Annotated in this window: 25 protein-coding genes; 17 read left to right on the forward strand and 8 right to left on the reverse strand. The window is 56.9% G+C overall.

From position 1 onward, the window contains the following. The 5 genes from cheR to flgE all read left to right on the forward strand — a co-directional run bounded on the left by cheR (position 1) and on the right by flgE (position 4,126). Positions 1-828, forward strand: a complete 828-nt coding sequence (cheR, locus tag CJU81_RS03480; protein WP_095029683.1) for a protein-glutamate O-methyltransferase CheR — start codon at positions 1-3, stop codon at positions 826-828. A 353-nt stretch (positions 829-1,181) separates the two neighbouring features. Beyond that, positions 1,182-1,589 carry a flagellar basal body rod protein FlgB gene (flgB, locus tag CJU81_RS03485; protein WP_095035506.1) on the forward strand — a complete coding sequence of 136 codons (408 nt, stop codon included), beginning with the start codon at positions 1,182-1,184 and terminating at the stop codon, positions 1,587-1,589. A 3-nt stretch (positions 1,590-1,592) separates the two neighbouring features. After that, on the forward strand, positions 1,593-2,036 hold the full coding sequence (gene flgC, locus CJU81_RS03490; protein WP_095035507.1) for a flagellar basal body rod protein FlgC: 444 nt from the start codon (positions 1,593-1,595) through the stop codon (positions 2,034-2,036). Positions 2,037-2,051: 15 nt separating this feature from the next. After that, positions 2,052-2,777: a flagellar hook assembly protein FlgD gene (flgD, locus tag CJU81_RS03495; protein ID WP_095035508.1), complete on the forward strand. Its 726-nt coding sequence runs from the start codon at positions 2,052-2,054 to the stop codon at positions 2,775-2,777. 29 nt (positions 2,778-2,806) lie between these two features. Beyond that, positions 2,807-4,126, forward strand: a complete 1,320-nt coding sequence (gene flgE / locus CJU81_RS03500) for a flagellar hook protein FlgE (protein WP_095035509.1) — start codon at positions 2,807-2,809, stop codon at positions 4,124-4,126. Between the two features lie 191 nt (positions 4,127-4,317). Here the strand turns inward: flgE and codA are convergent, their stop codons facing one another. From codA to codB, 3 genes are read right to left on the reverse strand one after another with little or no spacing between them, the layout of a single operon-like run. Beyond that, positions 4,318-5,553: a cytosine deaminase gene (gene codA / locus CJU81_RS03505; RefSeq protein WP_095035510.1), complete on the reverse strand. Its 1,236-nt coding sequence runs from the start codon at positions 5,551-5,553 to the stop codon at positions 4,318-4,320. After that, positions 5,550-6,773 (reverse strand): PucR family transcriptional regulator, encoded by a 1,224-nt coding sequence (locus CJU81_RS03510; RefSeq protein WP_095035511.1) that lies wholly within the window; start codon positions 6,771-6,773, stop codon positions 5,550-5,552. The genes codA and CJU81_RS03510 overlap by 4 nt, the downstream gene beginning before the upstream one ends. Further along, the gene (gene codB / locus CJU81_RS03515) at positions 6,770-8,035 is read right to left on the reverse strand and encodes a cytosine permease (protein ID WP_095035512.1); all 1,266 of its coding nucleotides are present in this window, start codon (positions 8,033-8,035) and stop codon (positions 6,770-6,772) included. The genes CJU81_RS03510 and codB overlap by 4 nt, the downstream gene beginning before the upstream one ends. Positions 8,036-8,305: 270 nt before the next feature. Here codB and CJU81_RS03520 point away from each other — a divergent pair, with 270 nt between their 5' ends. Continuing rightward, a complete protein-coding gene (locus CJU81_RS03520) occupies positions 8,306-9,052 on the forward strand; it encodes a polyphenol oxidase family protein (RefSeq protein ID WP_176464788.1) in 747 nt (248 codons plus the stop codon). 188 nt (positions 9,053-9,240) lie between these two features. Here CJU81_RS03520 and CJU81_RS03525 read toward each other — a convergent pair whose 3' ends face one another. Continuing rightward, the gene (locus CJU81_RS03525; RefSeq protein ID WP_095035514.1) at positions 9,241-12,114 is read right to left on the reverse strand and encodes a ribonucleoside-diphosphate reductase subunit alpha; all 2,874 of its coding nucleotides are present in this window, start codon (positions 12,112-12,114) and stop codon (positions 9,241-9,243) included. Between the two features lie 670 nt (positions 12,115-12,784). Then, complete coding sequence (gene bglX, locus CJU81_RS03530; protein ID WP_095035515.1) at positions 12,785-15,076, reverse strand: beta-glucosidase BglX; 2,292 nt, start codon at positions 15,074-15,076, stop codon at positions 12,785-12,787. A 243-nt stretch (positions 15,077-15,319) separates the two neighbouring features. Between bglX and CJU81_RS03535 the strand changes: the two genes are divergently transcribed. From CJU81_RS03535 to CJU81_RS03580, 11 genes are all read left to right on the forward strand, one after another. Next, positions 15,320-15,928, forward strand: a complete 609-nt coding sequence (locus CJU81_RS03535) for a LemA family protein (RefSeq protein WP_095035516.1) — start codon at positions 15,320-15,322, stop codon at positions 15,926-15,928. A 138-nt stretch (positions 15,929-16,066) separates the two neighbouring features. Further along, positions 16,067-16,804: a TPM domain-containing protein gene (locus tag CJU81_RS24335; RefSeq protein WP_095035517.1), complete on the forward strand. Its 738-nt coding sequence runs from the start codon at positions 16,067-16,069 to the stop codon at positions 16,802-16,804. Positions 16,805-16,831: 27 nt separating this feature from the next. Continuing rightward, the gene (locus CJU81_RS03545) at positions 16,832-17,446 is read left to right on the forward strand and encodes a TPM domain-containing protein (RefSeq protein ID WP_095035518.1); all 615 of its coding nucleotides are present in this window, start codon (positions 16,832-16,834) and stop codon (positions 17,444-17,446) included. Between the two features lie 270 nt (positions 17,447-17,716). Next, positions 17,717-17,932 (forward strand): LuxR C-terminal-related transcriptional regulator, encoded by a 216-nt coding sequence (locus CJU81_RS03550; protein ID WP_095035566.1) that lies wholly within the window; start codon positions 17,717-17,719, stop codon positions 17,930-17,932. Positions 17,933-17,988: 56 nt separating this feature from the next. Continuing rightward, complete coding sequence (locus CJU81_RS03555) at positions 17,989-18,540, forward strand: hypothetical protein (RefSeq protein ID WP_141232559.1); 552 nt, start codon at positions 17,989-17,991, stop codon at positions 18,538-18,540. Then, complete coding sequence (locus CJU81_RS03560; RefSeq protein WP_095035520.1) at positions 18,521-19,105, forward strand: 2OG-Fe(II) oxygenase; 585 nt, start codon at positions 18,521-18,523, stop codon at positions 19,103-19,105. The genes CJU81_RS03555 and CJU81_RS03560 overlap by 20 nt, the downstream gene beginning before the upstream one ends. 3 nt (positions 19,106-19,108) lie before the next feature. Continuing rightward, a complete protein-coding gene (locus CJU81_RS03565) occupies positions 19,109-19,474 on the forward strand; it encodes a hypothetical protein (RefSeq protein WP_095035521.1) in 366 nt (121 codons plus the stop codon). Between the two features lie 11 nt (positions 19,475-19,485). Next, on the forward strand, positions 19,486-19,935 hold the full coding sequence (locus CJU81_RS23655; RefSeq protein ID WP_141232560.1) for a hypothetical protein: 450 nt from the start codon (positions 19,486-19,488) through the stop codon (positions 19,933-19,935). A gap of 249 nt (positions 19,936-20,184) precedes the next feature. After that, complete coding sequence (locus CJU81_RS03570; RefSeq protein WP_088377899.1) at positions 20,185-21,402, forward strand: class I SAM-dependent methyltransferase; 1,218 nt, start codon at positions 20,185-20,187, stop codon at positions 21,400-21,402. A 116-nt stretch (positions 21,403-21,518) separates the two neighbouring features. Further along, complete coding sequence (locus CJU81_RS03575; RefSeq protein ID WP_095035522.1) at positions 21,519-22,100, forward strand: DJ-1/PfpI family protein; 582 nt, start codon at positions 21,519-21,521, stop codon at positions 22,098-22,100. Positions 22,101-22,115: 15 nt separating this feature from the next. Continuing rightward, a complete protein-coding gene (locus CJU81_RS03580; protein WP_095035523.1) occupies positions 22,116-22,427 on the forward strand; it encodes a ribbon-helix-helix domain-containing protein in 312 nt (103 codons plus the stop codon). A 46-nt stretch (positions 22,428-22,473) separates the two neighbouring features. On the opposite strand, the gene CJU81_RS03585 is transcribed toward CJU81_RS03580, so the two are convergent. The 3 genes from CJU81_RS03585 to CJU81_RS03595 form a co-directional block, all read right to left on the reverse strand. Beyond that, positions 22,474-25,020, reverse strand: a complete 2,547-nt coding sequence (locus tag CJU81_RS03585; RefSeq protein WP_095035567.1) for a TonB-dependent receptor — start codon at positions 25,018-25,020, stop codon at positions 22,474-22,476. Positions 25,021-25,139: 119 nt separating this feature from the next. Further along, positions 25,140-26,081, reverse strand: coding sequence for a FecR family protein (locus CJU81_RS03590; RefSeq protein WP_095035524.1), 942 nt, complete (start codon positions 26,079-26,081; stop codon positions 25,140-25,142). Further along, positions 26,078-26,617 carry an RNA polymerase sigma factor gene (locus CJU81_RS03595; protein WP_095035525.1) on the reverse strand — a complete coding sequence of 180 codons (540 nt, stop codon included), beginning with the start codon at positions 26,615-26,617 and terminating at the stop codon, positions 26,078-26,080. The genes CJU81_RS03590 and CJU81_RS03595 overlap by 4 nt, the downstream gene beginning before the upstream one ends. Positions 26,618-26,725 lie beyond the last annotated feature (108 nt).

The raw sequence follows: 26,725 nt of genomic DNA on the forward strand, positions 1-26,725 counted from the left end.
TTGTCGACGGCTAATTTGGATTTTGAACAGTTCCGGGTATTCCTGGAAAAAGCCTGTGGCATTTTGCTGGGTGAAAACAAGCAGTACCTGGTCTCCAGCCGCCTTAACAAACTGATGGAGCAGCAGGGCATCAAGTCGTTGGGCGAGCTGATTCAACGAATCCAGGCTCAGCCGCGCAGCGGGCTGCGCGAGCAGGTGGTCGATGCCATGACGACCAACGAAACCCTGTGGTTTCGTGATACCTACCCCTTCGAAGTACTGAAAAATAAAGTGCTGCCGGAGCAAATCAAGGCCAATCCGGGGCAGCGCCTGCGTATCTGGTCGGCGGCCTGCTCTTCGGGGCAGGAGCCGTTTTCGCTGTCGATGGCGATTGACGAGTTCGAGCGCAGCAACCTTGGGCAACTGAAAGCGGGCGTGCAGATTTTTGCCACCGATCTGTCAGCCCAGATGCTCAACACCTGCCGTACCGGCGAGTACGACAACCTGGCCATTGGCCGCGGGCTGTCGCCGGAGCGCCTGCAGCGCTATTTCGACCCCAAGGGGCCGGGGCGCTGGGTGATCAAGGCGCCGATCAAGAACCGGGTGGAGTTTCGCCCGTTCAACTTGCTGGACAGCTACGCCAGTTTTGGCAAGTTCGACATCGTGTTTTGCCGCAACGTGCTGATCTACTTCTCGGCCGAAGTGAAAAAAGACATCCTGCTGCGTATTCACAGCACCTTGAAGCCGGGCGGGTATTTGTTCCTGGGTGCTTCGGAAGCGCTGAACGGGTTGCCGGACCACTACCAGATGGTGCAATGCAGCCCGGGGATCATCTACCAGGCGAAATAAAATCCGCGTGGCTCCTTGTAGCCGCTGAGGAGCGCAGCGAGGCTGCGATCGATTGCGCAGCGATCGCAAAACCTGAAACCGCGGTTTGCCTGACAAACCTCGTGGGTTGATATTGCGGCCGCTTCGCGCCCGATCGCAGCCTCGCTGCGCTCCTCAGCGGCTACACGGCATTACAGGCGGCAGAAAAACGGCACTCAGCGGTCAAGCGTTGCCGCTTTTCTGCCATTGCCGCCTTCCACCTCCCGGCAAACCCTTGTGTTACGGGGCTGTAAAAACTGGCACGGGGTTTGCTCTATCTCTGCCATGTAGAACCTGAATCACATTCTCAGGTCAGCCCACAAAGGTTTTTCGACATGAGCATCAGCTTCGATAAAGCGCTTGGTATCCATGAGCAGGCCCTGGGCTTTCGCGCCCAGCGTGCAGAAGTCCTGGCCAACAACATCGCCAACGCCGACACCCCGAACTACAAGGCTCGGGATCTGGACTTTGCCTCCGTGCTCGCGGCACAAAGTGACAAAACCCAGAACGGCACTTTTGCGCTGAACAAGACCAATACCCGCCATATCGAAGCCCAGGGCCTGAGCAGTGGCGACGAGTCGCTGCTGTACCGCACGCCGATGCAGCCATCCATCGACCAGAACACCGTGGACGCTCAGCTTGAGCAGTCGAACTATGCAGAGAATGCGGTCAACTTCCAGGCCAGCTTCACCCTGCTTAACAGCAAATTCAAAGGGCTGATGTCGGCCCTGCGCGGGGAGTAATCCATGTCTCTATCCAGTGTTTTCAATATTGCCGGTAGCGGCATGAGTGCCCAGACCACGCGCCTGAACACCGTGGCCAGCAACATTGCCAACGCCGATACGGTGTCGTCGAGCATCGACCAGACCTACCGCGCCCGCCACCCGGTGTTTGCCACCCTGTTTCAAGGCGTGCAAGGCAGCAGCGGCGATTCGCTGTTCCAGAACCAGGACGCCGCCGGGCAGGGCGTGCAGGTGTTGGGCGTGGTTGAAGACCAGAGCGAATTGCAGGCCCGCTACGAGCCTAACCATCCTTCTGCCGACGCCAAGGGCTACGTGTATTACCCCAACGTCAACGTGGTTGAAGAAATGGCCGACATGATTTCCGCCAGTCGTTCGTTCCAGACCAACGCCGAGCTGATGAATACCGCCAAAACCATGATGCAGAAGGTCCTGACCCTCGGTCAGTGATAAGGGGCGAAGCAAATGAGTGTGACCGATTCCACCAGCGGCTTGACCCTTAACCAGGTGCTCGCCAACTCCGCCCAGGCCAAGACCACGGACACCAGCCTGGCGGCAGCTTCCAAGGCCGTGTCCGGCAGCACGTCGCTGGGCAAGGATGCGTTCCTGCAATTGCTGGTCACCCAGCTGAAAAACCAGAACCCGCTGGACCCCCAGGACAACACGGCGTTCGTTGCGCAACTGGCGCAGTTCAGCAGCCTGGAAGGTATCACCACGCTCAACGACACAGTCAATTCCATCTCCGGCAACTTCCAGTCTTCGCAGGCGTTGCAGGCGTCGTCGCTGGTAGGTCGCTCGGTGATCGTGCAGACCGGCGAAGCCTATGTGGATCCGGCCAGCGACAAGCCCTTCAACGGCACCGTGGTGGTCAAGGACGCTGACTCCAAGCCCGTCATCACCATTACCGATGCCGATGGTGAAGTGGTACGCACCATCGAGATGGGCACCCAGAAAGCCGGCAATGCGGACTTTACCTGGGACGGCAAGGACGACGACGGCGTGCTGCTGGACAAGGGCTCCTACACATTCACCGCCGCCAGCAAAACCGATACCGGCACCACGGCGCTCACCACCTATCTGCCGGCCACGGTCAACAGCGTGACGCTGAGCAAGACCGGCGGCGAAATCATGCTCAACCTCGCAGGCCTGGGCAGCATTGGTATATCCAAAGTCCAGACCATTGGCCTCTAAGCCGACTCATACGCCTCAAGGAGAGAAACATGTCATTTAATATCGGCCTTAGCGGCCTCTATGCGGCGAACAAGCAGCTCGACGTGACCGGCAACAACATCGCCAACGCCGCGACCACCGGTTTCAAGGCTTCGCGTGCAGAGTTTGCGGACATCTACTCGGCCAGCAAGCTGGGCACCGGCAGCAAGACCATCGGCAGTGGCGTGAACCTGGCAGCGGTCTCGCAGAACTTTGGTCAGGGTTCGGTCAACAACACCGGCAACCTGCTGGACATGGGCATCCAGGGCAGCGGCTTTTTCGTGCTCAGCGACAACGGCTCCCTGAGCTACACCCGCGCCGGTACATTCAAGGCCGACAAAGACGGTTTCGTCACCAGCTCTGATGGCACTGCGCGTTTGCAGGGCTATGGCGTGGATGCCAACGGCAATATCGTCAACGGTGTGCTGACTGACCTGCGCATCGACACCTCGAACCTGGCACCCAAGGCGACGGGCTCGGTAACGTCAGAGATCAACCTGAACTCCAGCTCCGATGCGATTGATCAGAGCAAGATCCCGTTCGATCCGAACGAATCCACCAGCTACACCAAAAAATTCAGCACCATGGTCTATGACACCCAGGGCAACTCGCACCCGATGGATCAGTACATGGTCAAGACCGGTGGCAACACCTGGAGCACCTACACCCTGATCGACGGCCGCAACCCCGATGGTACTCCTGTGTCGGGTAAAGACGCCGTAGCGCCAGTGCCCTCAACTCTGGAATTTGACTCGGCCGGTGCACTGACCGACGTCACGCAGCTTGATCCGGTTGAGGATCAGCTTAAAAACACCTTGGTTGTCACTGGCTGGAAGCCGATGGCCATGATCAATGGCGAGTGGAAAACCAATGGTGCCGAGGCCAAAGACGGTGGCATCGTCATCAATATGACCAAAACCACCCAGTACAACACCGACTCTTCGCGCAACCCGCCGACCCAGGACGGCTACGCTACCGGCCAGATCAACAACCTGACCATCGACGGTTCGGGCGTGATGTTTGCCAACTTCAGCAACAACCAGAGCCGCGCCATTGGCCAGATCTCCCTGGCCAGCTTTACCAACGAGCAAGGCCTGCAACCGGTGGGCGGTACTGCCTGGAAAGAGACCTACGCTTCGGGCGTGGCGGGCTACGATGCACCGAAGATCGGTACCTTGGGCGCCATTCAGTCCAACTCGCTGGAAGACTCCAACGTCAACCTGACCAACGAGCTGGTGGACCTGATCAAGGCCCAGAGCAACTACCAGGCCAACGCCAAAACCATCTCGACCCAAAGCACCATTATGCAGACCATCATTCAGATGACGTGATGGGTGTTATCGGTCGTGTAGATACAATCAATAGCCCCTCACCCCAACCCTCTCCCGGAGGGAGAGGGAGCTGATTGTCGGTGATATTGAAACCGCGTGCGGTCAGTCCCCTCTCCCTCCGGGAGAGGGCTAGGGTGAGGGGCTTTCAGCCATCACTTTTCCTCAGCGGCTACGGATTCAGGGGCAAGGTCTCAGCTGAACTCAACCTGCTCCGGTACCCGCGTCATCAAAACCTTGCCGGCGCGGATCGATACCCGCGCTTTGGCCTGGCGTCGCACCGCTTCGTAATCACTTTCGGCATCCAGCACCACCAGGTTCGCCGGGCGACCCACTGCAATGCCGTATCCTTCACCCAGGTTCAGCGTACGCGCACTGTTGTCAGTGACCAGGTCCAGGCTGCGCGCCAGGTCCTCAAAGCCCATCATGTGGCAGATATGCAGGCCGGCATCCAGTACCCGCAGGATGTTGCCGTTACCCAGTGGATACCACGGATCCTTGATCGAGTCCTGACCGAAGCACACGTTCATCCCGGCACGGTCGATTTCGGCCACCCGGGTTACGCCACGGCGTTTCGGGAAGGTGTCAAAACGACCCTGCAAGTGGATGCTTTCGGTCGGGCAAGATACAAAGTTGATCTTTGATGCCTTGAGCAAACGGAACAGCTTGGAGCAGTAAGCGTTGTCGTACGAACCCATGGCTGTGGTGTGGCTGGCGGTCACCCGGCTGCCCATGCCGCGTACGCGGGCTTCTTCGGCCAGCACTTCAAGAAAGCGCGAATGCGGGTCGTCGGTTTCATCGCAATGCACATCCACCAGGCAGCCGGTGCGCTCGGCCAGGTCCATCAGGAACTTGATCGAGCTGACCCCTTGTTCGCGGGTGTTTTCAAAGTGCGGAATGCCGCCCACCACATCGGCGCCCAGTTCTACGGCGAGGGTCATCAGCTCGCGGCCGCCGGCATAGGATTCGATGCCTTCCTGGGGGAACGCCACGATTTGCAGGTCAATCAGATGGCGAGCCTCATCGCGTACTTCAATTATCGCCCGCAAGGCCGCCAGCGTCGGATCAGTCACGTCGACATGGGTGCGCACATGCTGGATACCGTGTTCGGCCAGCATGCGGATGGTGGCGTGGGCGCGTAGCTTGGTGTCTTCGTGGGTGATGGTTTCCTTGCGCTGGGCCCAGCGTTCGATGCCCTCGAACAGGGTGCCGCTCAGGTTCCACTCGGGCTGGCCTGCCGTCAGGGCTGCGTCCAGATGAATATGGGGCTCCACAAATGGCGCGATCAGCAACTGGCCGCGGGCGTCGATATCGCCGGCTTGCGCAGGTATATGCGCAGATTGCAGGGTAATGGCGCTGATCTGTGCACCCTCACACGTGATCGTGTGCAGGCCCGGGGTTTTACGCAGCGTGGCATTGATGATTTTCATGGTCGTTCCTGTCGTTGAGCTTCGGACATGCGCCACACCAGCAGGGCCACCGAAGCATTCATTCTGAATAGGGGGTCATCGATCGACTGGGCGCTGTGTTGCTCGATGCGTTGCATGCGTTGATTGATGGTATTGCGATGAATGTTAAGGCGTTGCGCGGCCTTGAGTGCGTTGCCGTTTTCCTGGAGCAGGGCATCCAGAGTATCGATCAGGGTATGGGGTTGCTTGCGGTTGGGTTCGATCAACGGGCCCAGGGTCTGCTGCACGAAAGCATCGATCACCGAGCGCTCGCCCACCGCTTGCAGCAGGCGCAATACCCCCAGTTCGCTGAAATCGCAGAGGCCGGTGGCCGGGCGCAGGTTTTCTGCGACATCCAGCGCCTGGCGTGCCTCGTTCAGGGCCCGGTGATAGTGTGCGCAATCCTCCACCTTGCTTGCCAGCCCCATAAACAGCGCCAGATTGCCGATGATGGCCTGCAAGTTTTTGTACAGGTTCGCCAGTTCTGTGCGCAGAGTGCTGTGTTCGGCGAGTAACAGGATAAACAGATCACCCTGCACGATCACCGGCAGCGCCCAGGGCTGGGCACGGCTCCAAACGTCGAGGTGATCCTGTACGGTTTGGCGGGTGTGCTGCAACAGGCGTTCTGCCTCCTCGGGTGCGTGGCTGGCAAACAGTACACTGACTGCTGACAAGCGTAGCGCAACCAGGCGACGTGGTTGGTCCAGCGCCAGTTTCAAGTGCGCCGCGCGCTGGCGGGTGGTGGCCAGGCTGGGGTAATCACCACTGAGCAATTGCGCCAGAATGTCGTGGCGCGAGCGTTTGGTCTGCGCCATTTGTACCAGTGCAGTGCCAATCAAGTGGGTGACAATGACCATTTTCAGCAGGTAGGGCTGTTCGATCAGGGGCAGGCCGCGGGCTTCAGCCAGGGCAATCACCGATGGGGGAATGCTGTGGATGAACGCTTCGCCGGTAAGGATCACCAGCCCGCCAATGGCACAGTCACTGCCTTCGTCGATCAGGCGCAGCAAGTTGGCTTCGTCACGGGGGTGGTTGATCCCGGTGACAAACACCAGCTCACCGCCCATGACCCAGCCGGCGATGCCTTCGTTCTCGGCCACATACGACCAGCGCACGCTGCGCTGGCGGTTGCGAGCACCTGCTCGCAGGGTCATCTCTTCGAGGCCGGGCAGGGCCAGGATCTCCTCAACGGTCAGGCTCAAAGGGGCTCCTGAACGGTGGGCAGCACCGCCGGTTGACGGCTGAGTTTCAACAGCACGATATAAACGATGGCCGATGCGCCAATGCCTACCAGGGGCGCAATCCATGGCGACAGATAGGCCAGCAAGGCGCCCACGGCATAGGCCGTCAGCCCTGCCAGGTTGTAGCGAGGCAACTGGACACTGGCCAGGGCCGGGTATTTTCCGCGATGGCGAAACCAGAAGTCGGCCATGATCACGCCGCCAATGGGCGGGATGATCGAGCCCAGCAGCACCAGAAACGGGATCAGCATTTCATACATGCCGCCCATTGCCAGCAGCACACCCACGGCGGCCGCGATCAGGGTCATGGTGCGTCGGCGTTCGCTGCGCACCAGGTGGCAGGTGGCAGCGGCCACGTTGTAGATGGTCGGGCCCTGGATCGTCCACAGATTCAGGCACAGCATGATCACGGCGGCAAACGACAGGCCTTGCAGCATCATCACTTCAACGATATCGGCCTGTTGATAAACCATGGCGCACCAGGCCCCGGCCACGATCATCAGGCCATTGCCCAGCAGAAAACTGACCACGCTGGCGGTCACGGCGATGCGCCCGCTGCGCGACAGTCGTGTCCAGTTGGTGGCCTGGGTGGCACCGCTGGCAAAAGTGCCGAAGACCATGGTGATGGCTGCCGAGACGGTCATGGTCTGATGCGGGATCACCGCCGCCAGTCCGGAAAATCCGCCGACATGCTGCGTGGCGATAAACATGGACACGATCAGCAGGACAAACATCAGCGGTACCGAAACCCGCGACAGCACATCCAGGCCTTTATAGCCGATGATCGCCGTGATGCTGAAGCCCATGCCGAAAAACACCATCAAGGGCAGGGTGAAGCCTTCGGCCAGGCCGAGCATCTTTACCAGCACGATGGCCACCGTTGCCGTGCCCCAGGCGTACCAGCCGAGTTCGGCAAAACCGAGCAGAAAGTCAGAGAGACGGCTACCGGCCTCACCAAAGCACAAGCGTCCCATCAGCACCGTGTTCAGGCCGCTGCGCGAAGCGATCAGGGCCAGAGTGGCGGCATACAACGCCAGCAGACTGTTACCAATGGCCGCAATCCACAGCATGTCGACAAAGTTGAAGGCCATGCCCAACTTGCCGCCGGCAAACATGGTGCCGGTGAAAAAAGTGAAACTGAACAGCACCATCGAAATCGACAGCAGCCCCTTGCGGGCTGAACGCGGGGCTTCGCTCAAAGGAAAATCGCCGGGTGAACTCATGGTCTATTTCTCCGCCTCGAATGGGGTGCGCCGATATCGGTGCCACCTCGGGGCTAGAGCAATAAGTGGGCCTGTTTTGTCTGGGCGGGTAAACCGGAGAAAAGCGGGCACACGGCATATTGCCGGATGTGCGGAGTGCATATTGATTAGCGAATATCAGGATGAAGAATGTGCAGAGTGATTCATTTTGTGGCGCAGGCGCACTGTTTAGGGTAGGTGGTGTGGGGGGATTGATCTCTAAATATCAAGCCGCTATACAAAGAAATGCGTATGACATTGTTTTTATACGAGGTTCCCATGGCCTACTTTTCCGAGAGCCTGGATGCCCTGCCAGGGCTGGCTCATACATTTGGTAATGTCAGCAGCCGTACACCAGCGACCCTTTTTTGTTGTGCTCAGGTGCATGGTGCCAAAGTCATTGAAGTAGGCGATGGGGATGAGTCCGGCATCATCGCCGGGGACGCGATTTTCACACGTACAACCCGGCCCATAGGAATCGTGACAGCAGATTGCCTGCCCATTTTGATAGGTTCAAAAAAAGATAAGTTCGTTGCAGCCATTCATGGTGGCTGGCAAGGATTGGCGGCGGGTGTCATCGAAAATTCCTTCCTGGCTTTGCGCCTCGCAGGTGTTTCCTTGGATCACTTACAGATTGCAATAGGCCCGGCCATACAAGCCTGTTGCTATGAGGTTGGAAAGGCTCTTGTTGACAGAATAGAACTCACACATGGCCATCTCTGGCTTGGGAGGCAGGCGCCATGGTCTACAACCCGAGCAGAGTCAGTACCTATAGTCGGTTCTTGTCGAGCACCAGTCAGTCACGGTGAGGCCTGGCTTGACCTCACTCTTTATTGTTTTTATTTGTTGGAGGCTTCAGGAGTGAAGCACGAGCAAATCCAGACTGCCGGCCTGTGTACCTATTGTTCAGGACCAGAATGGGGAAGTTACAGGAGACGAACTCATAGAAGTGAGGCGAAAACATATCAATATTCCTGGATTCGTCTGGAAGACTATTGACGTTTAAGGTGTGGAAATAAAAGCTTCCTATCCTGAGTGAATGCTTGTGGGCAATTTGGATTATTGATCAGTCACAACCTGCGGTTGGTTTTGCTCCCTAAAAAAACAAAACCCCCGCCAAACCCAACTGTTGCCAGGGTTTAACGGGGGTTTTGGGTCAGGCGGTTTGACCCGCCTGCCAGCTCAGCTTATTGGCAAGCTTCGCAATCCGGCTCGTCAATGGCGCAAGCCTTTGGCACCGGTGCCGGGCCGGCTGGGGCCGCGGCAACGTCTTCACTGTTTTTGCCGCTCGATACTGCGTTGAGCTTGCCGGTGTTGACGGTGGACTTCTCGGTGCTGGTCGCAGCCAGGGCACGGAGGTAGTAAGTGGTTTTCAGACCACGGTACCAGGCCATGCGGTAGGTCACGTCCAGCTTCTTGCCCGATGCACCGGCGATGTACAGGTTCAGCGACTGAGCCTGGTCGATCCACTTCTGACGACGGCTGGCGGCGTCAACGATCCACTTGGTGTCCACTTCGAACGCGGTGGCATACAGCTCTTTGAGCTCTTGCGGGATGCGTTCGATCTGCTGCACGGAACCGTCGTAGTACTTCAGGTCGTTGATCATGACCGAGTCCCACAGATCGCGCGCCTTGAGGTCGCGAACCAGGTACGGGTTGATCACGGTGAATTCGCCCGACAGGTTCGATTTCACATACAGGTTCTGATAAGTCGGTTCGATCGACTGCGATACGCCAGTGATGTTGGCGATGGTCGCGGTCGGTGCGATGGCCATGATGTTGGAGTTGCGAATGCCTTTTTGTACACGGGCGCGAACCGGTGCCCAGTCCAGGGATTCGTTCAGGTCAACGTCGATGTACTTCTGGCCGCGCTGCTCGATCAGGATCTGTTGCGAATCCAGCGGCAGTATGCCTTTGGACCACAGCGAACCCTGGAACGTCTCGTAAGCGCCACGCTCGTCAGCCAGGTCGCAGGACGCCTGGATCGCGTAGTAGCTGACCGCTTCCATCGACTTGTCGGCAAACTCCACGGCGGCTTGCGAAGCGTAAGGAATGTGCTGCAGGTACAGGGCGTCCTGGAAGCCCATGATCCCCAGACCAACCGGACGGTGCTTGAAGTTCGAGTTGCGCGCTTGCGGTACCGAGTAGTAGTTGATGTCGATAACGTTATCGAGCATGCGAACGGCTACGTCGATGGTGCGCTTGAGCTTGTCGGTGTCCAGCTTGCCGTTGACGATGTGGTTCGGCAGGTTGATCGAGCCCAGGTTGCAAACGGCGATTTCGTCCTTGTTGGTGTTCAAGGTGATTTCGGTGCACAGGTTCGAGCTGTGAACCACGCCAACGTGCTGCTGCGGGCTGCGCAGGTTGCACGGGTCTTTGAAAGTCAGCCAAGGGTGGCCGGTTTCAAACAGCATGGACAGCATTTTGCGCCACAGGTCTTTGGCCTGGATGGTCTTGAACAGCTTGATCTTGCCCGGGTACTGGGACAGTGCTTCGTAGTACTCGTAACGCTCTTCGAAGGCCTTGCCGGTCAGGTCGTGCAGGTCAGGTACTTCGGACGGCGAGAACAGGGTCCACGGGCCGTCATCGAAGACGCGCTTCATGAACAGGTCCGGGATCCAGTTGGCGGTGTTCATGTCGTGGGTACGACGACGGTCATCACCGGTGTTCTTGCGCAGCTCGATGAACTCTTCGATGTCCATGTGCCAGGTTTCCAGGTAAGCACATACAGCGCCTTTGCGCTTGCCACCCTGGTTAACGGCTACGGCGGTGTCGTTCACCACTTTCAGGAACGGTACAACGCCTTGCGACTTGCCGTTGGTGCCCTTGATCCACGAACCCAGTGCACGTACCGGAGTCCAGTCGTTGCCCAGGCCACCGGCGAATTTGGACAACATGGCGTTGTCGTGGATCGCGTGGTAGATGCCCGACAGGTCGTCCGGCACGGTGGTCAGGTAGCAGCTGGACAGCTGCGGACGCTGGGTGCCGGCGTTGAACAGGGTCGGTGTCGAGGCCATGTAGTCGAAAGACGACAACAGGTTGTAGAACTCGATGGCGCGATCTTCTTTTTGCTTCTCTTCGATCGCCAGGCCCATGGCCACGCGCATGAAGAAGATCTGCGGCAGTTCGAAACGTACGCCATCGTGGTGGATGAAGTAGCGGTCGTACAGGGTTTGCAGGCCCAGGTAGGTGAACTGCTGATCGCGCTCGTGGTTGATCGCCTTGCCCAGTTTTTCCAGGTCGAAGGTGGCCAGCACCGGGTTCAGCAGGTCGAACTCGATACCCTTGGCGATGTAGGCAGGCAGGGCCTTGGCGTACAGGTCAGCCATCTCGTGGTGGGTGGCGCTGTCAGCTACTTTCAGGAAGCTCAGGCCTTCGGCACGCAGGGTGTCCATCAGCAGGCGAGCGGTCACGAACGAGTAGTTGGGCTCACGCTCTACCAGGGTGCGGGCGGTCATCACCAGGGCGGTGTTGACGTCGCTCAGCGCTACGCCGTCGTAGAGGTTTTTCAGGGTTTCACGCTGGATCAGATCGCCGTCAACTTCTTCCAGACCTTCGCAGGCCTCGGTGACGATGGTGTTCAGGCGGCCCATGTCCAGGGGTGCAAAAGTACCGTCAGCGAGCGTGATGCGGATCGACGGGTGAGCATTCACGGCGTCTTGGGCCGGAGCGCGGATGGCGCGTTCCTTGGAGCGGGCGTCACGGTAGATCACATAGTCGCGGGCCACTTTTTGTTCGCCGGCGCGCATCAGGGCCAGTTCTACCTGGTCCTGGATTTCTTCAATGTGGATGGTGCCGCCCGATGGCATGCGACGTTTGAAGGTTGCGGTGACCTGTTCGGTCAGGCGCGCAACGGTGTCGTGAATGCGCGACGAAGCGGCAGCATTGCCGCCTTCAACTGCGAGAAACGCCTTGGTGATGGCAACGGTGATCTTGTCATCGGTGTAAGGAACCACAGCCCCGTTACGTTTGATCACGCGCAGCTGGCCTGGCGCGGTCGCAGACAGATCCAGATTTGAATCGGAACCCTGCGAGTTCTCGCGAGTTGTATCGGTTTGCATGGGGGTGTCTCCACATTCTCTATGTTTGTTTGGGCGCCTTTTGGGTGCCCACCGTTCCGTCCTGAAGCACTACAACCGGTAATGAACCGGGCATAACAACTTCGGGACGTACAGAAGGGGGTTAAGCCACTTCCGTGCCGAAGTCTTGTTTCACGCAGACCGCGTGAAACCGTATTCCTGTTGGATGACAGTATTTTTACTGCAACACCCGGGCCGCTTTCCGACCTTTGGGTTGGAAAACGGTTGCCATCCGCACAAGCGGTTTGGACTTTGAAAACTGCGTTTGGTTTAACCCGACAGGCGCGAGAAAAGGGCTTGAAATTCTCGTCTGAGTTGTGTTGGGTTTTTGGCCTAAAACCCTACATATGGGGTTTTTTGGCGGAGCTGATACAAGATATGCGTTTTATAGGGGTTGTGCAACGTACTGCCTGTGGATAACCCTGTGTGTAAATTGTGTGTGAAAGCTTGAAGATCCACGTAGGCCGCACTGCACCGGCATTTAGCCGTTTGTCACCGGATTTAGACGGAACAAATCCTGTGTGCCGGATTTTGAGGGCGCGAACCCTACCACAAAAAACAGCGCTGTCCGAACGCATTTTCAGGCGGGTGCAAAGATAGCGAAAAGACGTGCCGGGAGGCTGCATGGAGCCTTCCCGGCAATTGCGCGAAATTACTGCAGCTGGAAGCTGTTTTGCTGGACGTTTTGCGAGTCCAGGCCGATTTGTACGTTGAACTCGCCAGGTTCGGCAATATGCTGCAACTGCGCGTTGTAGAACTTCAGGTCGTTCTCGCTGAGGGTGAATTGCACGACTTTCTGCTCGCCCGGTTTGAGCATGACCTTCTCGAAGTTCTTCAGCTCTTTTACCGCTCGGCTCATGGACGCGGTAACGTCCTGGATATACAGCTGAACCACCGTTTCACCCGCACGCTTGCCCGTGTTTTTCACGGTGACGCTGGCCGTCAGGGTCGCGCCCGGCTTCAGGGTTTTGGCCGACAGGCTGACATCCGACAGGCTGAAGTCGGTGTAGCTCAAACCATAGCCAAACGGATACAGCGGGCTGTTGCCCTCATCGAAGTACTGCGAGGTGTAGTTGCCCGGTTTGCCCGGCGTGAACGGGCGGCCAATGCTCAGATGGCTGTAGTAGGTAGGGATCTGGCCAACGGAGCGTGGGAAAGTGATAGGTAACTTGCCGGACGGGTTGTAGTCGCCAAACAGCACGTCAGCAATGGCGTTGCCGCCTTCAGTGCCACTGAACCAGGTTTCCAGCACGGCATCGGCCTGCTGCTGTTGCACATCGATAGACAACGGGCGGCCGTTCATCAATACCAGCACCAACGGCTTGCCGGTGGCCTTGAGGGCCGTAATCAGGGCACGCTGGCTGGCAGGAATGTCCAGATTGGTGCGGCTCGACGACTCGTGGGACATACCGCGAGACTCACCCACCACCGCAACCACTACATCGGCCTGCTGCGCTGCCTTGACCGCTTCGTCGATCATCGCCTGCGCCGGGCGCGGGTCGTTGACCACTTCGGGGGCATCGAAGTTGAGGAAGTTGAGGTAGTCGACGATTTTCTGGTCGTCGGTGATATTGGCACCGCGGGCATAGATCAGGTTGTCCTGCTGGCCGATGGCATTGCGCATGCCGTCAAACACGGTCACCGATTGAGCCTGCTGACCGGCTGCGGCCCAGCTGCCCATGATATCGATCGGGGCTTTGGCCAGCGGGCCGACCAGAGCAATTCGCGCCTGCTTTTTCAGGGGCAGGGTTTCGTTCTGGTTTTTCAGCAGGACCAGGCTCTTGCGCGCCACTTCACGCGCTTCGGCGCGATGCAGGCGGCTGTCGGCCTTGACGTCCGCCGGGTCATCTTCAGCCTTGCCGATACGCAGGTACGGGTCGGCGAACAAGCCCATGTCGTACTTGGCGCCGAGCACTTCGCGTACGGCATTGTCCAGATCGCTCTGCGGTACTTCGCCGGACTTGAGCAGGTCCGGCAGTTCTTCACCGTAGGCCTTGTCATTCATGCTCATGTCGATACCGGCCTTGATCGCCAGCTTGGCGGCTTCGCGGCTGTCCTTGGCCACGCCGTGCTTGATCAGCTCGTAGATCGCGCCGTGGTCGCTGACCGCCACACCTTTGAAGCCCCACTCCTTGCGCAGCAAATCCTGCATCAGCCACATGTTGGAGGTGGCGGGCACGCCATTGATCGAGTTCAGGGCCACCATCACGCTGCCCGCACCCGCTTCAATCGCCGCATGGTAGGGCGGCAGATAGTCCTGGAACATGCGTGTCGGGCTCATGTCCACAGTGTTGTAGTCCCGCCCACCCTCGACGGCACCATACAAGGCGAAGTGCTTGACGCTGGCCATGATATTGCCGGGCAGGGCCGGGGAGGCGCCCTGATAGGCCTGCACCATCACCTTGGCGATGCGCGAGACCAGGTAGGTGTCTTCGCCAAAGCCCTCGGAGGTACGGCCCCAGCGCGGGTCACGGGCGATGTCGACCATCGGCGCGAAGGTCAGGTCGATACTGTCGGCGCTGGCTTCCTTTGCGGCGATGCGGCCGCTGAGGCCGATGGCATCCATGTCCCAGCTGGAGGCCAGGGCCAGGCTGATCGGGAAAATGGTGCGGTGACCGTGGATAACGTCGTACGCGAAAAACATCGGGATTTTCAGACGACTGCGCATGGCGGCGTCTTGCATCGGGCGGTTTTCGTCGCGGCTGATGGAATTGAATGTACCGCCGATACGGCCTGCGGCGATTTCCTTACGGATCATCTCGCGGGGCATTTCCGGGCCGATACTGATCAGACGCAATTGGCCGATTTTTTCATCGACGCTCATCTTCTTCAGCAGCTCAGCGACGAACACGTCTTTGGGAGGCAACGGGGCCGCCGGGGCTTGAGCCCACGCGGTGTGACTGGCCAGGCTGATGACGATGCCCAGCAAACACATATTTCTCATTGGATTCTTCTGCGCAGCCGCTCACTTGAAGCGAGGGAAGCCCACGCTCGTGCAGCGATATTGTTCTGGGGAGGTATCAGGAGTACTCGAATTAAAGAATTGACCTACCTTTAGAACGTAGTATTCCTGCATGACTGGCAGTCTTTTAGCTGATTCGCCGCGAGCAATCCAGTGTTGCCGGGAGTTTTTAGGCGTGGTGTGTGGTCAATAAACTTAATGTCGATATTTCGGAGCATCACAAGCATGGGTATACAAAGTATTAGCGCCCCGGGCTGGAAAGTTATCGCCCTGCTGGCCTTGAGCAGTGTGCTGGCCGGGTGCGGGATCAACACCATTCCCACCCTCGACGAGCAGGTCAAGGCGGCCTGGTCACAAGTGCAGAACCAGTATCAGCGTCGTTCCGACCTGATCCCCAATCTGGTCGAGACAGTCAAGGGCGCGGCCAAGCAGGAGCAGGCCACCCTCACAGCGGTGATTGAAGCGCGGGCCAAGGCCACTTCGATCCAGGTTGATGCGAGCACGCTGAACAATCCGGAAAAGCTCAAGCAGTTCCAGGAAGCGCAGAACCAGCTGACCGGAGCCTTGAGCCGGTTGATGGTGGTATCCGAGCGTTATCCGGATCTCAAGTCCAACCAGAACTTCCTGTCGTTGCAATCGCAGCTGGAAGGCACGGAAAACCGCATCAGTGTGGCGCGGCGTGACTTTATCCTCGCCGTTGAGCGCTACAACACCGAGATCCGCACCTTCCCGGGTCGTTTGTGGCATGCCGTGATGTACAGCGACCTGCCAGTGCGCTCCACATTCGAAGCCACCACCCCGGACGCCGACAAAGCGCCTGAAGTGAAGTTCTAATTGCTTGTGTGACGTTGTAGTCGCTGCCGCAGGCTGCGAAGGTTTGCGGAGCAAACCGTTACCTCAAAGACCCTGCGAACCCCATCGCAGCCTGCGGCAGCGACTACAAGAACCCGGGCTTTCAATACCGAGGTAGCGATGCGCGTATCAAAACTGGGGCTGGGCCTGTTGCTGTGGCTATTTATAGCTACGGCCCAGGCGCTGACCTTTCCCGCGCTCAGCGGGCGGGTGGTGGACGAAGGGCAGATGCTAGACCCCGCCACCCGTGAACACTTGACGCAAACCCTGCAAGCCCACGAAAAAGCCACGGGCGAGCAAGTGGTGGTGGTCACCGTACCCGACCTGCAAGGCACGCCCATCGAGGATTTCGGCTACCAACTGGGTCGTGCCTGGGGCATCGGGCAAAAGGACAAGAACAACGGCGCCCTGCTGATCGTGGCCCGCGATGACCGCAAGTTGCGCATCGAGGTCGGTTATGGTCTGGAAGACCGCCTCACCGATGCCCAGGCTTCGGTCATCATCAATCAGGTCATCACGCCTGCCTTCAAGGCCGGTAACTACAACCAAGGTATCAGCGACGGGGTGGGTGCCATCCTGCAAGTATTGGGCGGCACTGCCCTGGCCGAGCCGGCCTACGCGAGCGGGCAGGGCAGTGGCGATGACTTTATGGCCGAGCACCCGGGCGTGGTCGTGCTGCTTTTTATACTGTTTGTTCTGGTCGTTGCGGTCTGCCAGTTCTATGGCATTTGCAACTCGGGCGGCGGCGGCTCGCGTTCGGGCGGTTTTGGCGGTGGCGGCTTTGGTGGCGGGGGAGGCGGTGGTTTTCGCGGCGGTGGCGGCAGTTTTGGCGGCGGCGGTGCTTCCGGTGGCTGGTAATTCATCTTTCAACGAGTATCGATATTTATGGCTTTGTTAACCCAAGAGCAACAACGGCAAGTTGAAGAAGCGGTCACCCGTGCCGAACTGCGTACCGACGCCGAAATCGTCACCGTGCTGGCCCCCCGTGCCGATGATTACAGCTATATCCCCTTGCTATGGGCCAGCCTGATTGCCCTGGTGCTTCCCGCCGTGGTGCACTTTTTAAATAGCGGCCTGGCGACTTACACATTGCTGATGTTGCAATGGGCCTGTTTTGTCTTTCTTAGCCTGATCTTTCGCATCCCGGCCATCACCACTCGCCTGATTCCGCCCCGTGTGCGGCATTGGCGTGCCAGTAACCTGGCCCGGCGCCAGTTTCTCGAACAAAAACTGCACCACACTGCAGGGCGCACCGGCGTGCTGATCTTTGTCAGCGAAGCCGAGCGTTATGTCGAAATCCTGGTGGATGAAGGGGTATCCCGCCATCTGGACGACAGCGACTGGGGCACTATCGTCAGCGATTTCGTGCGGCGCGTGGCGCTGGGGCATACGGCCGAAGGTTTTATCACCTGCATCGATGCCTGCGCTGAAGTGCTCGCACAGCACATACCAAAAACCCAAACGCGCAACCAACTGCCGAATCGGTTGGTGATGTTGTAATTGCGCGGTTTTTGATTTTTGATATTTCCGACACTTTTCTCAGAAGTGTCGGACTTTATAATGCTCGGTTTATACTCTTGTTTCTTATGTATTTGTGGGTTAATTCCTGTTTGTTAGTGGTGTCGGTTCTCGATATTTCTGATGCTTAATTTTATGAGAATTCTTGTTGTCATTTTTTTAAATGATGGCTAGGTTTTATTGTGTGTCGGTTTTTTGAATGTGAATTGGAATGTCGTTGCTGCATAGGGATGGCAATTGGGGAGAAAGGGATTGAGTCTCACCTGCAGAGAAAAGCAAGTGCTTGATTTGCTGATGCAAGGGCACACAAACAAGAAGATAGCGCGGAGCTTGAGTATCAGTAACTTTACGGTCAGGGATCACGCTTCATCATTGCTGGCCAAGTATGGGGTTGAAAATCGCATGATGTTAATAGTGCTTGTAGGTCGTATGGGAGCAGAGGGCATGCCTGACCCCCTACATTGTTAGGGTTGTTGGTCTGGGCTCTGGAGTTTAATTTAAGTTTGTCTTGATTTGAGGCTGAAGTGAAGAAATCATCTTTTTATATTCCACCTGGGTATGTGGCGACCCGTTGTGAGCTGGTGTTTATGTTTATGGGTTGTCTGCTTATGTTTTGGTTGGGTTTTAGGATGTGGGATGCTCTGATAGAAATACCGGTAGTGCCAGAAAAGCTGGTGTTGCGCAGTGCTTATGTTACTCGGCTTTTGAATGTTTCCAAGGCAAAAAAAAGTTTACATTTTAATGTGGTGTGCGATAGAGGGGAATACAGCTATAAGATTGAGTTTTCTCATGCCGATACGGGCGAGCTGAATGTTCACAAGTTTAAGGGGTTGTGGGTGGCTGTAGATTCGGGCAGTGATGATCAGTTTGTATGGGCGGTTTATGATGATGAGTTTCGATTGGTGATGAGTCGTCAGCAGATAGAGTGGTGGGCAAAATATAGTAATGGTAGCAATTATTTTATGATTGTTTATGCGTGCTTGGCTTCAGGTTATTTTGTTTTTTTTATAATTAGGTGCGGTATTTGTAATCGAGGTCGCTATAAGAAGGTGCTCAATGAGGATAGAAAGAGTTGACGAATCAATTTGTGTCATTGATGATTTTTTGACGGAGGCTGAAGAGAGTGAAATCAATATTCTACTCAAGGGAGAAGTGTGGCGGTATAACTGGCCAAACTATGAGGCTTTACCCTTTGTGAGACCATGCTGGCATGTTTTTATAGCAGGCAAGGGGCGCCCGTTGGGTCAGTCCAGTCTAGAAGAATTAAGGGGTAATCAGTCTTGGAATTTTTTGACTGGTGTGTGGGAGCGAACTCTGGCATTGCATGAATTTAAAGTAACCTTGCTGGGTGTTTATGCAAATGGACAGACATTCGGGCAGGACACGATTATTCATCGAGATAATAAGGTCCATCCGGGTTTGACCACTATCGTGTTTTGCAATGAATATTGGCCGACCTCATGGGGTGGCGAACTGATTTTTTATGATGATACCAAAGAAAACATTATTAAGGTGGTGCTACCTAAGTCAAGGCGAGTGGTGGTATTCGATGGGCGAATCCCCCATGCCGCTCGATCACCTTCAGTCAAATGTGATCAGGTTAGGATGACTCTCGCGTTTAAAACAATAATTGAGGATTAACAGATGGTAGGGAAGGCTGAAATAATTGTAGGTGTTTTGAATGATGGTGTTACTGTCGGTGCGGGTTCGGCAGCAGTGGCTGATCAGTTTATAGTAAACAGCGATGGCATGGTTCTTTTGAATCAATCTGCGCAGACCGGAGCAGTCGTTGCGAGTGTTACTTCAGTCACCAAGTTGGCGGGCCCCTATGTGCCGATTATTAGTATGCCGGCGAATGTAGTTGCAGGCACCATAACCTTTTTGAAGATTGGAATTGACGTGAGAGAGGGGGAGGGTATCAGCGATGGTGATGTTGTAAGCTTGGTCGGGAACGTCGCTGGAGTAATCGGTACAATGACTGTGTTGGCAGGTGCAGCGCTGGGCTGGTAGGTTTTTTTACATTGGTTTCTGTAAGTGCAGGTTTGTATTCAATTAGAGAATCTCAATCAGTTGATAAAATCATAAAGTCCGCTCGTGATTTTTTTGTAAATAACCCTTCCGACAATTACCTCGATTATGTATGCGCGCCAGACATGAGGATTGTTGATCGAAATACTATCAGAATGGCATATGCCAATATGATGTTGTCCTGCAACTGGAAGTCGGATACAGGTGAGCTGCTGCCATCTTCTGTGGTAATGCCCGATGAACCCGACAAGCGAGGTGGCGGTGGCGGCGGTAGTGGTTTTATAAGTGGTACGTACAGTCCGCCGGGGCCGACCATTCCTTCCCCGGCACCTCCTCCTCATGACGTAGCCAATGTGGGCATCAGTATTATTGTCGCAGGTAAAACCTATGATGCTGGCGATCAATATGGATGTTGCACAGGAACCAGTGATGGTTATATGTAGTTTGTCAATGTGGAAGATGAAGTGACTCGTTGGTTTTGATAATGCTTCTCGCTCATGGGCTCTCTGAATATATGCCGGCCGGCATCTGTTTTGTTTCACTGATATGCGAAGGCAACACGTGCGGCTCTAACCGGGCCCTGCAATATCGTGTCTGAAAAATTACCCCGTGCCCTGCGCGCCCAACACGCCTAAAATACCCGCCATTCGTTTTCTGATTTTCCCTCCTGCATCCCCGAGGCACCTTTTTCAATGTCAGTGACTGCTACCACCGCCGCGTCTGTGCCGGATCATCGTGCGCAATTTTTGAACCTGCTGGAAACCGGTCTGGCCCAGAATTCCTTTATCAAGCTGGTGCTGGCCAAATACGTCGGCTCCGAGGCTGAATTGCAGCGGGTGATCATCAAGCAGGTGACGGTCAAGGAGCAGCCTTGCCTGTCCTTTGTATATCGCTATAAAACCCGCGATATCACCAAGAATTTCCCGCTGGACGAAGGCGTGGCGATCATTGCCGGCCTGCTGCCCGAAGCGTTCAAGAATGCCCACCTGCTGACCCTCACCGACGAAGTGCAGCTTGAATACAGCAAAAAGGGTAAAAGCTCGCTGTTCAAAGGCAAAAGCCAACAAGAGCGCGAAGTACCGTCGGCAGAACATAATCGTGAGAAAAATCGCTTTCTGGATCTGACCCGGCCGTTTCTGGCGGACCTGGGGGTGACCAACAAGCAGCAAGAACTGATCCCGGCGATGTCGCGCAAGTGGAAGCAGATCAATAAGTTTATCGAGGTGTTTTCCCACGCCCTGAGCAATTCGCCGCTCAAGCTCGATCAGCCGGTCAAGGTCGTGGATTTTGGTTCCGGCAAGGGTTACCTGACGTTTGCCATTCACGATTACCTGCGCCACAGCCTGCAAGCTGAAGGCCTGGTCACCGGGGTTGAGCTGCGCGAAGACATGGTCACGCTGTGCAACAACGCTGCTCAGCGCCTGGAACACCCGGGCCTGACCTTCCAGCACGGCGATGTGCGCAGTTTTGCACCCACCCCGATCGACGTGATGATCGCACTGCATGCCTGTGACATTGCCACCGACTACGCGATTCATATGGGCATTCGTTCCGGGGCGGCAATCATCATGTGCTCGCCGTGCTGCCATAAACAGATCCGCCTGCAAATCCAGAGCCCGGCGTTGCTCAAGCCTATGCTGCAATACGGTCTGCACCTGGGCCAGCAGGCCGAAATGGTCACCGACAGCCTGCGTGCGCTGTACCTCGAAGCCTGCGGCTATGAAACCAAAGTGTTCGAGTTCATCTCGCTGGAACATACCAACAAAAACAAGATGATCCTCGCGGTCAAACGTGCCGAACCTGCTGACCCGGCGCAGTTGCTGGTGAAAATCCAGGAGCTCAAGGCGTTCTACAATATTCAGGAACATTGCCTCGAAACCCTCCTGCAAGCAGACGGTTTACTGAAATAAACCTGTAAGTGGCATCCGGCGGGTACGTAGTACGTGGCTATTACCCGCCCGGGCGCTCAGGGGTTACCTTGGCTACTCTTACTGGCCCAAGGTCTTACCCCACAGGAGCACGCACCATGGCGGCGAAAAAAATTCTGATGCTGGTTGGCGATTACGTCGAAGACTACGAAGTGATGGTGCCGTTTCAGGCGCTGCTGATGGTCGGCCATCAGGTACATGCGGTGTGTCCGGGCAAGACTACGGGCCAGACCGTGCGCACTGCCATCCACGACTTCGAGGGCGACCAGACCTACAGCGAGAAGCCCGGTCATCTGTTTGCCCTGAATTTCGATTTCGACAAGGTTAAAGCCAGCGATTACGACGCCCTGTTGGTCCCGGGTGGCCGAGCGCCGGAATACCTGCGTCTGAATGAAAAGGTGCTGGAGCTTGTGCGTGACTTCGACAAGGCGGGCAAGCCGATTGCGGCTGTGTGCCACGGCGCGCAACTGCTGGCGGCTGCTGGCACGCTGGAAGGCCGTGAGTGCAGCGCTTACCCTGCGTGTGCGCCGGAAGTGCGTCTGGCGGGCGGTACCTATATCGATATCGACGTGACCAAGGCCCATGTACAGGGCAACCTGGCCACAGCCCCTGCATGGCCGGCACATCCTGCGTGGCTGGCGGCGTTCTTGGGGTTGCTCGGTACTAAAATCACTCTGTAACCAGAGGCTGTGACCATGTGTGAACTGTATGTAAAAGCCGATCCGATTCTTTACGAGTCACGTTCGCGCTCATTGCGTATCTGTGGCGTGGTCACCACTTTGCGCCTGGAAAACCAGTTCTGGGACATTCTCAGCGAAATTGCCGAAACAGACGGGATGACCACCAACCAGTTGGTGGCCAAGCTCTATGAAGAGGTGATGGATTATCGTGGCGAAGTCGTTAACTTCGCCTCGTTTTTACGTGTGAGCTGTACCCGGTATTTGAGCCAGCGTCGGGTGCAGGCGCCAGAGCTAAGTGTGGTATCTCGTTCTGTCCGAGGCCAATGAAACCCTTGCCCTCACCCCGACCCACTCCCAGAGGGTGAGGGTGCTTTTAGAAGAACCGCGTCACGCTGATCTTGGCATTGCGGCCCTGGCTGTAGGCGTTTTCGCCACTGAGCATCGGCTGATAGTTTTTATTGAACATGTTGTCCAGGGTGAAGTTGACTTCAGTGCCCTTGAGGTACGGCTGCTGCGGCTTCCAGTTGGCAAACAGGCCCTGCACGTTGTAGCTGTCGTTGGGGAACTGGTCCCAGTAGCGGTCGCCCAGCGCACTGATCGGGCTGCTGTAGTAGTTGTCGCTCGGCAGACGGTCGGTTTTGCGTACGAATTCTCCCTTCCAGCCAATCCGGGCATCCAGGCTCGGGATCTTGGTACCCAGTACGGCAATCCACTTGGGAGCGGGTATGTCACGCGCCCAGACGTTGGGGCCCCAAGGGTTGGTGTAGGCGCCTTGGTGTTTGCCGGTCATCCATGCGTATGACAGTGATCCGAACACGTACGTGGACTCGTAGAAGCTCTCGATTTCGAAGCCTTTGATGGTCACGCTGCCAATATTGCGGTAGTTGGGCATGTTGGGCCCGCACGCATCGCTCATGCTGAGCGTGGGAGTTTGCGCGGCGCAGCCTACGCCCGTGGCCTTGAAAATCTCGTCGTCGACGGTGTTGCGGAACAGGGTGGTGCGCACAAGGGCGTGGTCGTTGTCGCCAAAAATCTTGTCGAAGGTGGTGATGTTGCCGCCACGCCAGCCGGTGATGCGTTCCGGATCAAGGCCCAGGCTGCTGGAGGTGCGGCTGCCGACGCCTTGAACTTCGTATTGCTCGTCAATCACCGGGGCGCGCCAGGTTTTGCTGTAGTTCAGGAACAGGGCGGTTTGCGGGGTGATTTTCCAGAAGGCTGACAGGCGAGGCGACCAGCCTGTGTAGGTTTTGTCGCTGTAGTCATGACCCAATTCCGGGTGGTTGTAGTACGGCGCGTCGTTTTCCTGGCCGCGATTGCGTACATGGTCGTAACGCATGGACGGCGTGAGGGTGAAGTCACCCCAGGTGATGGCGTCCTGAATATAGAAGCTGTTGGTGTCGACCTTGCCCCGGGGCATGAAGTTGGGCTGGTAGTGGCCGTAGTTGTACTTTTCGACGTCGTAGATGCCGCCCGGCATCCACATGTTCACATCACGCTGGTGCTTGCGAAATTGCACGCCGGTGGTCACTGCATGGTCCAGCGGGCCGCTGGCAAACAGGCTGATGTTCTCGACCTGGAGCATGTCATCGGTGTAGCCGGTTTCCATCTTGCGCCCGCCGCTGGTGGGCTGGGTATAGGCCTGGGCGTCACGCTTGTCGATTTGTTCGGTGTTGGAGTGCGAGTACTTGATCTCCAGATCCACCAGCGGGTTGTCCAGGGGTTCGTATTTGTATTTGGCCGACCAGGTGGTGTCGATCGTCGAGCGGTTGGACAGGTAGCGCCGCGCTGCTATGTCGTAACCAAATTTGTCGATATTGGCCTGGCTGGGTGGCGCCGGGTAACTGACGGCCGAGAAGGGCACCCACAAATAGTTGTTCGAGCGCGAGTAAGACATGCCCACGCTGTGTTCGTCATTGAGGTGCAAGTTGAGCTTGAGCAGTTGGCCATCCAGATCCTGGGCCGTATTGGGCAGACGCTGGGGGTTAACCGGGTAGACATTGCCGGGGTTGGGCATTTTACCGGCCAGCTTCATATCGTCGCCGTCGCGCTTGGTGTAGTAAAACAGGGCGTCGGCGCGACCATCTTCGGTGCGACCGTAGACTGCGCCGCTGTAGACCTGTTGATGGTCGTTGCTGCTGTAGCCGTACTTGAGCATGGCGCCGGTGTTCTTGCCCTCTTCGAGCAAGTCGGTCGCGTCCTTGGTTTCCATATGCACTACACCGGCGAAGCCGCCATTGCCGGTGTGGATATCGTGGGGGCCTTTTTCGACTTCCAGGCGTTTGATCAGCTCGGGTTCGATAAAAATCGTGCCCTGTTTGTAGCGTTCAAAGCCGCTTTTGGTCGCGCCATCGACGGTCATTTGTACGTCTTCGGCTTCACCCATGCCCCAGATATTGATGGTCTGGCCACCGGGCTTGAGCGAGCCGCCGAGGTTGATGCCCGGCAGGGTGGCGAGCAGGCTGGGGATGTTATTGGCCTGATACTGATTGATCTGGGTTTGCGTCATGGTGGATTTGCCAACGTTGCTGGAGTCCACCTCGTTGCCGCTGCCCACCACGCTGACAGCACCCAGTTCCAGGCTGTTGCTGGTGGTGCTGCGGTCTTCCTTTGGCCGTACAACGTAGGTGCGCCCGACCTGTACCAAGCTGAAATCGGTGCCCTTGAGCAACTGTTCAATGGCCTGTTGGGCGCTGTAGTCGCCGCTGAGTGCAGGGGCATTGATGTTGCGCAACAAGGCTTCATCGAACAGCAGCTGGATTTTTGCCTGCTGCGCCACCTCACTTAACGAACTGGCCAGCGATTGGGCTGGCAGTTGCAACTGGATCGACTCTGCGTGCGCTTGCAGGCTGATTGCCAGGCAAGCCGCCAGCAGGGTCGGGCGGGTGCAAAAGTGCGAAAAGTAATGTGGTGCGCGAAACATGTAATCCCCCGGTGTGGCAACAAAGGCCAAAAAAGACATGCGTTAGCAACGCAGACCGAAGGAAGACGCGGCACACTGAAAAACCACATATGCGAATGCAAAATATTCGCATATGTTTTTTAGCGGGACTCGATACGGATTTTTCCGTTGTCCTGCAGCACGTTTTTAACCGGGATCAGGGCAGGGAGAGCTTTGACCAGCGCCAGCGGATCACTGACATCCAGATTGCCCGAGACCTTGTAGTTTGCGATCGGACCTTCGGCCAGCTGGATTACACCGGGGCGGTATAAATCCAGTTCGTCCACCAGGCTGGCCAGTTCGCGGTTGCGAAACGACAAATGGCCGCTGCGCCAGTCCGCCACTTCGCCCGTATTCAAGGTTTGTTCTTTTAGTGCCCCCCTGTTGTAGTCCCAGGTAGCGCGTTGTTGAGCACCAAGCAGTGCTGCAGACTTGGCGTCAGGCATGAACGCAACCTCGCCGTGGGCCACGCTGACCACTAATTGGCGCGCGCTGCGGCGTACATCAAACCCCGTGCCGACCACCCGGATGCGCGCATCCCCGGCATGCACTACCAGTGGTTGCTCCTTGTTGGCCGCGACTTCGATGTAGAGCTGGCCCTGGTCCAGATAAATGTCACGCTGGTGTGCGCTGAAGTCCAGGCTCAGGCGGGTGTTGGCATTCACGTTAAGGGTGCTGCCGTCGGGTAGCAATACAGTGCGCGCGCCCTGGGCCAGTGTGTTGATCTGCTGTTGATGCAGCGCCACCGGGGCGCCCAGATTCAGTGCAAAGACGGCGCAAAGCACGGCGGCGGCAGTGGCCAGCGCAACACGTGCACGCCTGGGCTTAACCGGTAGCGGTACGGGCGAGTTGATCTTTTCAAGTTCACCCAAATCTGCCCACAACGATTCAAATTCGGCGTAGGCCCGGGCATGGCTCGGGTTGGCGTGCCAGGCGTCGAATTGGTCGCGATTGTCTTGATCGCGGGTATTACGGTTGCGTGTAAACCAATGGGCCGCCTGCTCATCGATGCTGGCGTGACCGGCTGTGTGAAAAGGGCTCATTGTGGCTGCTCCTTGCCGCTGTCCCGTTGTAGATGTTGCTTGCAGTGCAGCAAGGCCAGGGCAATGTGCTTTTCGACCATGCTCACGGAAATCCCCATGCGTTCGGCAATCTGTGCCTGACTCAAACCTTCAAAACGGTGCAGCATAAGGGCTTCGCGGCGTCTGGGCGAGAGGTCTGCGAGCAAGCGTTTGAGGTGCTCCAGGCGTTGCAGACGCTGGGCTGCGGCCATCGGGTCATCCCTCTCATCGCTCATGGGCTCGGATTCACTTTCGCTGTGCTCACCCTGTGCGGCGTGTCGGACTTGCTGTCGACGCCAGTGATCGCGCAACAGATTGCGCGCCATCTGGAACAAAAACGCCCGTGGCTGTTCGATTTTGCCCCGGTCCTGATAGCCCAGCCATTGGGTGAAAACATCTTGGGTCATGTCGGCTGCATCGCAGGTGTTGTCGGTACGCTTGCGCAGAAAGTGCAAAATTTGCGTATAGAACTCGCGAAAGTGATCGGCCGCGGGCGGGTCGGGTTTAAGGCCAGACATGAGGATCCTTATAAACACAGCGATGCAAATAAGCTGCGAATGGTATCGATAACCATTGCTATTTGTCTCGTTGAAAATGCCGGTTTCGTTCATTCCTGTCGATAAATG

Source organism: Pseudomonas fragi (assembly GCF_002269505.1).
Taxonomy (GTDB): domain Bacteria; phylum Pseudomonadota; class Gammaproteobacteria; order Pseudomonadales; family Pseudomonadaceae; genus Aquipseudomonas; species Aquipseudomonas fragi_D.

Excerpts from the sequence above, each read along its gene's own strand:
- flgB (WP_095035506.1), top strand. The coding sequence starts at position 1,182 with ATGAGCATCAGCTTCGATAAAGCGCTTGGTATCCATGAGCAGGCCCTG.
- flgC (WP_095035507.1), top strand. The coding sequence starts at position 1,593 with ATGTCTCTATCCAGTGTTTTCAATATTGCCGGTAGCGGCATGAGTGCC.
- flgD (WP_095035508.1), top strand. The coding sequence starts at position 2,052 with ATGAGTGTGACCGATTCCACCAGCGGCTTGACCCTTAACCAGGTGCTC.
- flgE (WP_095035509.1), top strand. The coding sequence starts at position 2,807 with ATGTCATTTAATATCGGCCTTAGCGGCCTCTATGCGGCGAACAAGCAG.
- codA (WP_095035510.1), bottom strand. The coding sequence starts at position 5,553 with ATGAAAATCATCAATGCCACGCTGCGTAAAACCCCGGGCCTGCACACG.
- codB (WP_095035512.1), bottom strand. The coding sequence starts at position 8,035 with ATGAGTTCACCCGGCGATTTTCCTTTGAGCGAAGCCCCGCGTTCAGCC.
- CJU81_RS03520 (WP_176464788.1), top strand. The coding sequence starts at position 8,306 with ATGACATTGTTTTTATACGAGGTTCCCATGGCCTACTTTTCCGAGAGC.
- CJU81_RS03525 (WP_095035514.1), bottom strand. The coding sequence starts at position 12,114 with ATGCAAACCGATACAACTCGCGAGAACTCGCAGGGTTCCGATTCAAAT.
- bglX (WP_095035515.1), bottom strand. The coding sequence starts at position 15,076 with ATGAGAAATATGTGTTTGCTGGGCATCGTCATCAGCCTGGCCAGTCAC.
- CJU81_RS03535 (WP_095035516.1), top strand. The coding sequence starts at position 15,320 with ATGGGTATACAAAGTATTAGCGCCCCGGGCTGGAAAGTTATCGCCCTG.
- CJU81_RS24335 (WP_095035517.1), top strand. The coding sequence starts at position 16,067 with ATGCGCGTATCAAAACTGGGGCTGGGCCTGTTGCTGTGGCTATTTATA.
- CJU81_RS03545 (WP_095035518.1), top strand. The coding sequence starts at position 16,832 with ATGGCTTTGTTAACCCAAGAGCAACAACGGCAAGTTGAAGAAGCGGTC.
- CJU81_RS03560 (WP_095035520.1), top strand. The coding sequence starts at position 18,521 with ATGAGGATAGAAAGAGTTGACGAATCAATTTGTGTCATTGATGATTTT.
- CJU81_RS03565 (WP_095035521.1), top strand. The coding sequence starts at position 19,109 with ATGGTAGGGAAGGCTGAAATAATTGTAGGTGTTTTGAATGATGGTGTT.
- CJU81_RS03570 (WP_088377899.1), top strand. The coding sequence starts at position 20,185 with ATGTCAGTGACTGCTACCACCGCCGCGTCTGTGCCGGATCATCGTGCG.
- CJU81_RS03575 (WP_095035522.1), top strand. The coding sequence starts at position 21,519 with ATGGCGGCGAAAAAAATTCTGATGCTGGTTGGCGATTACGTCGAAGAC.
- CJU81_RS03580 (WP_095035523.1), top strand. The coding sequence starts at position 22,116 with ATGTGTGAACTGTATGTAAAAGCCGATCCGATTCTTTACGAGTCACGT.
- CJU81_RS03585 (WP_095035567.1), bottom strand. The coding sequence starts at position 25,020 with ATGTTTCGCGCACCACATTACTTTTCGCACTTTTGCACCCGCCCGACC.
- CJU81_RS03590 (WP_095035524.1), bottom strand. The coding sequence starts at position 26,081 with ATGAGCCCTTTTCACACAGCCGGTCACGCCAGCATCGATGAGCAGGCG.
- CJU81_RS03595 (WP_095035525.1), bottom strand. The coding sequence starts at position 26,617 with ATGTCTGGCCTTAAACCCGACCCGCCCGCGGCCGATCACTTTCGCGAG.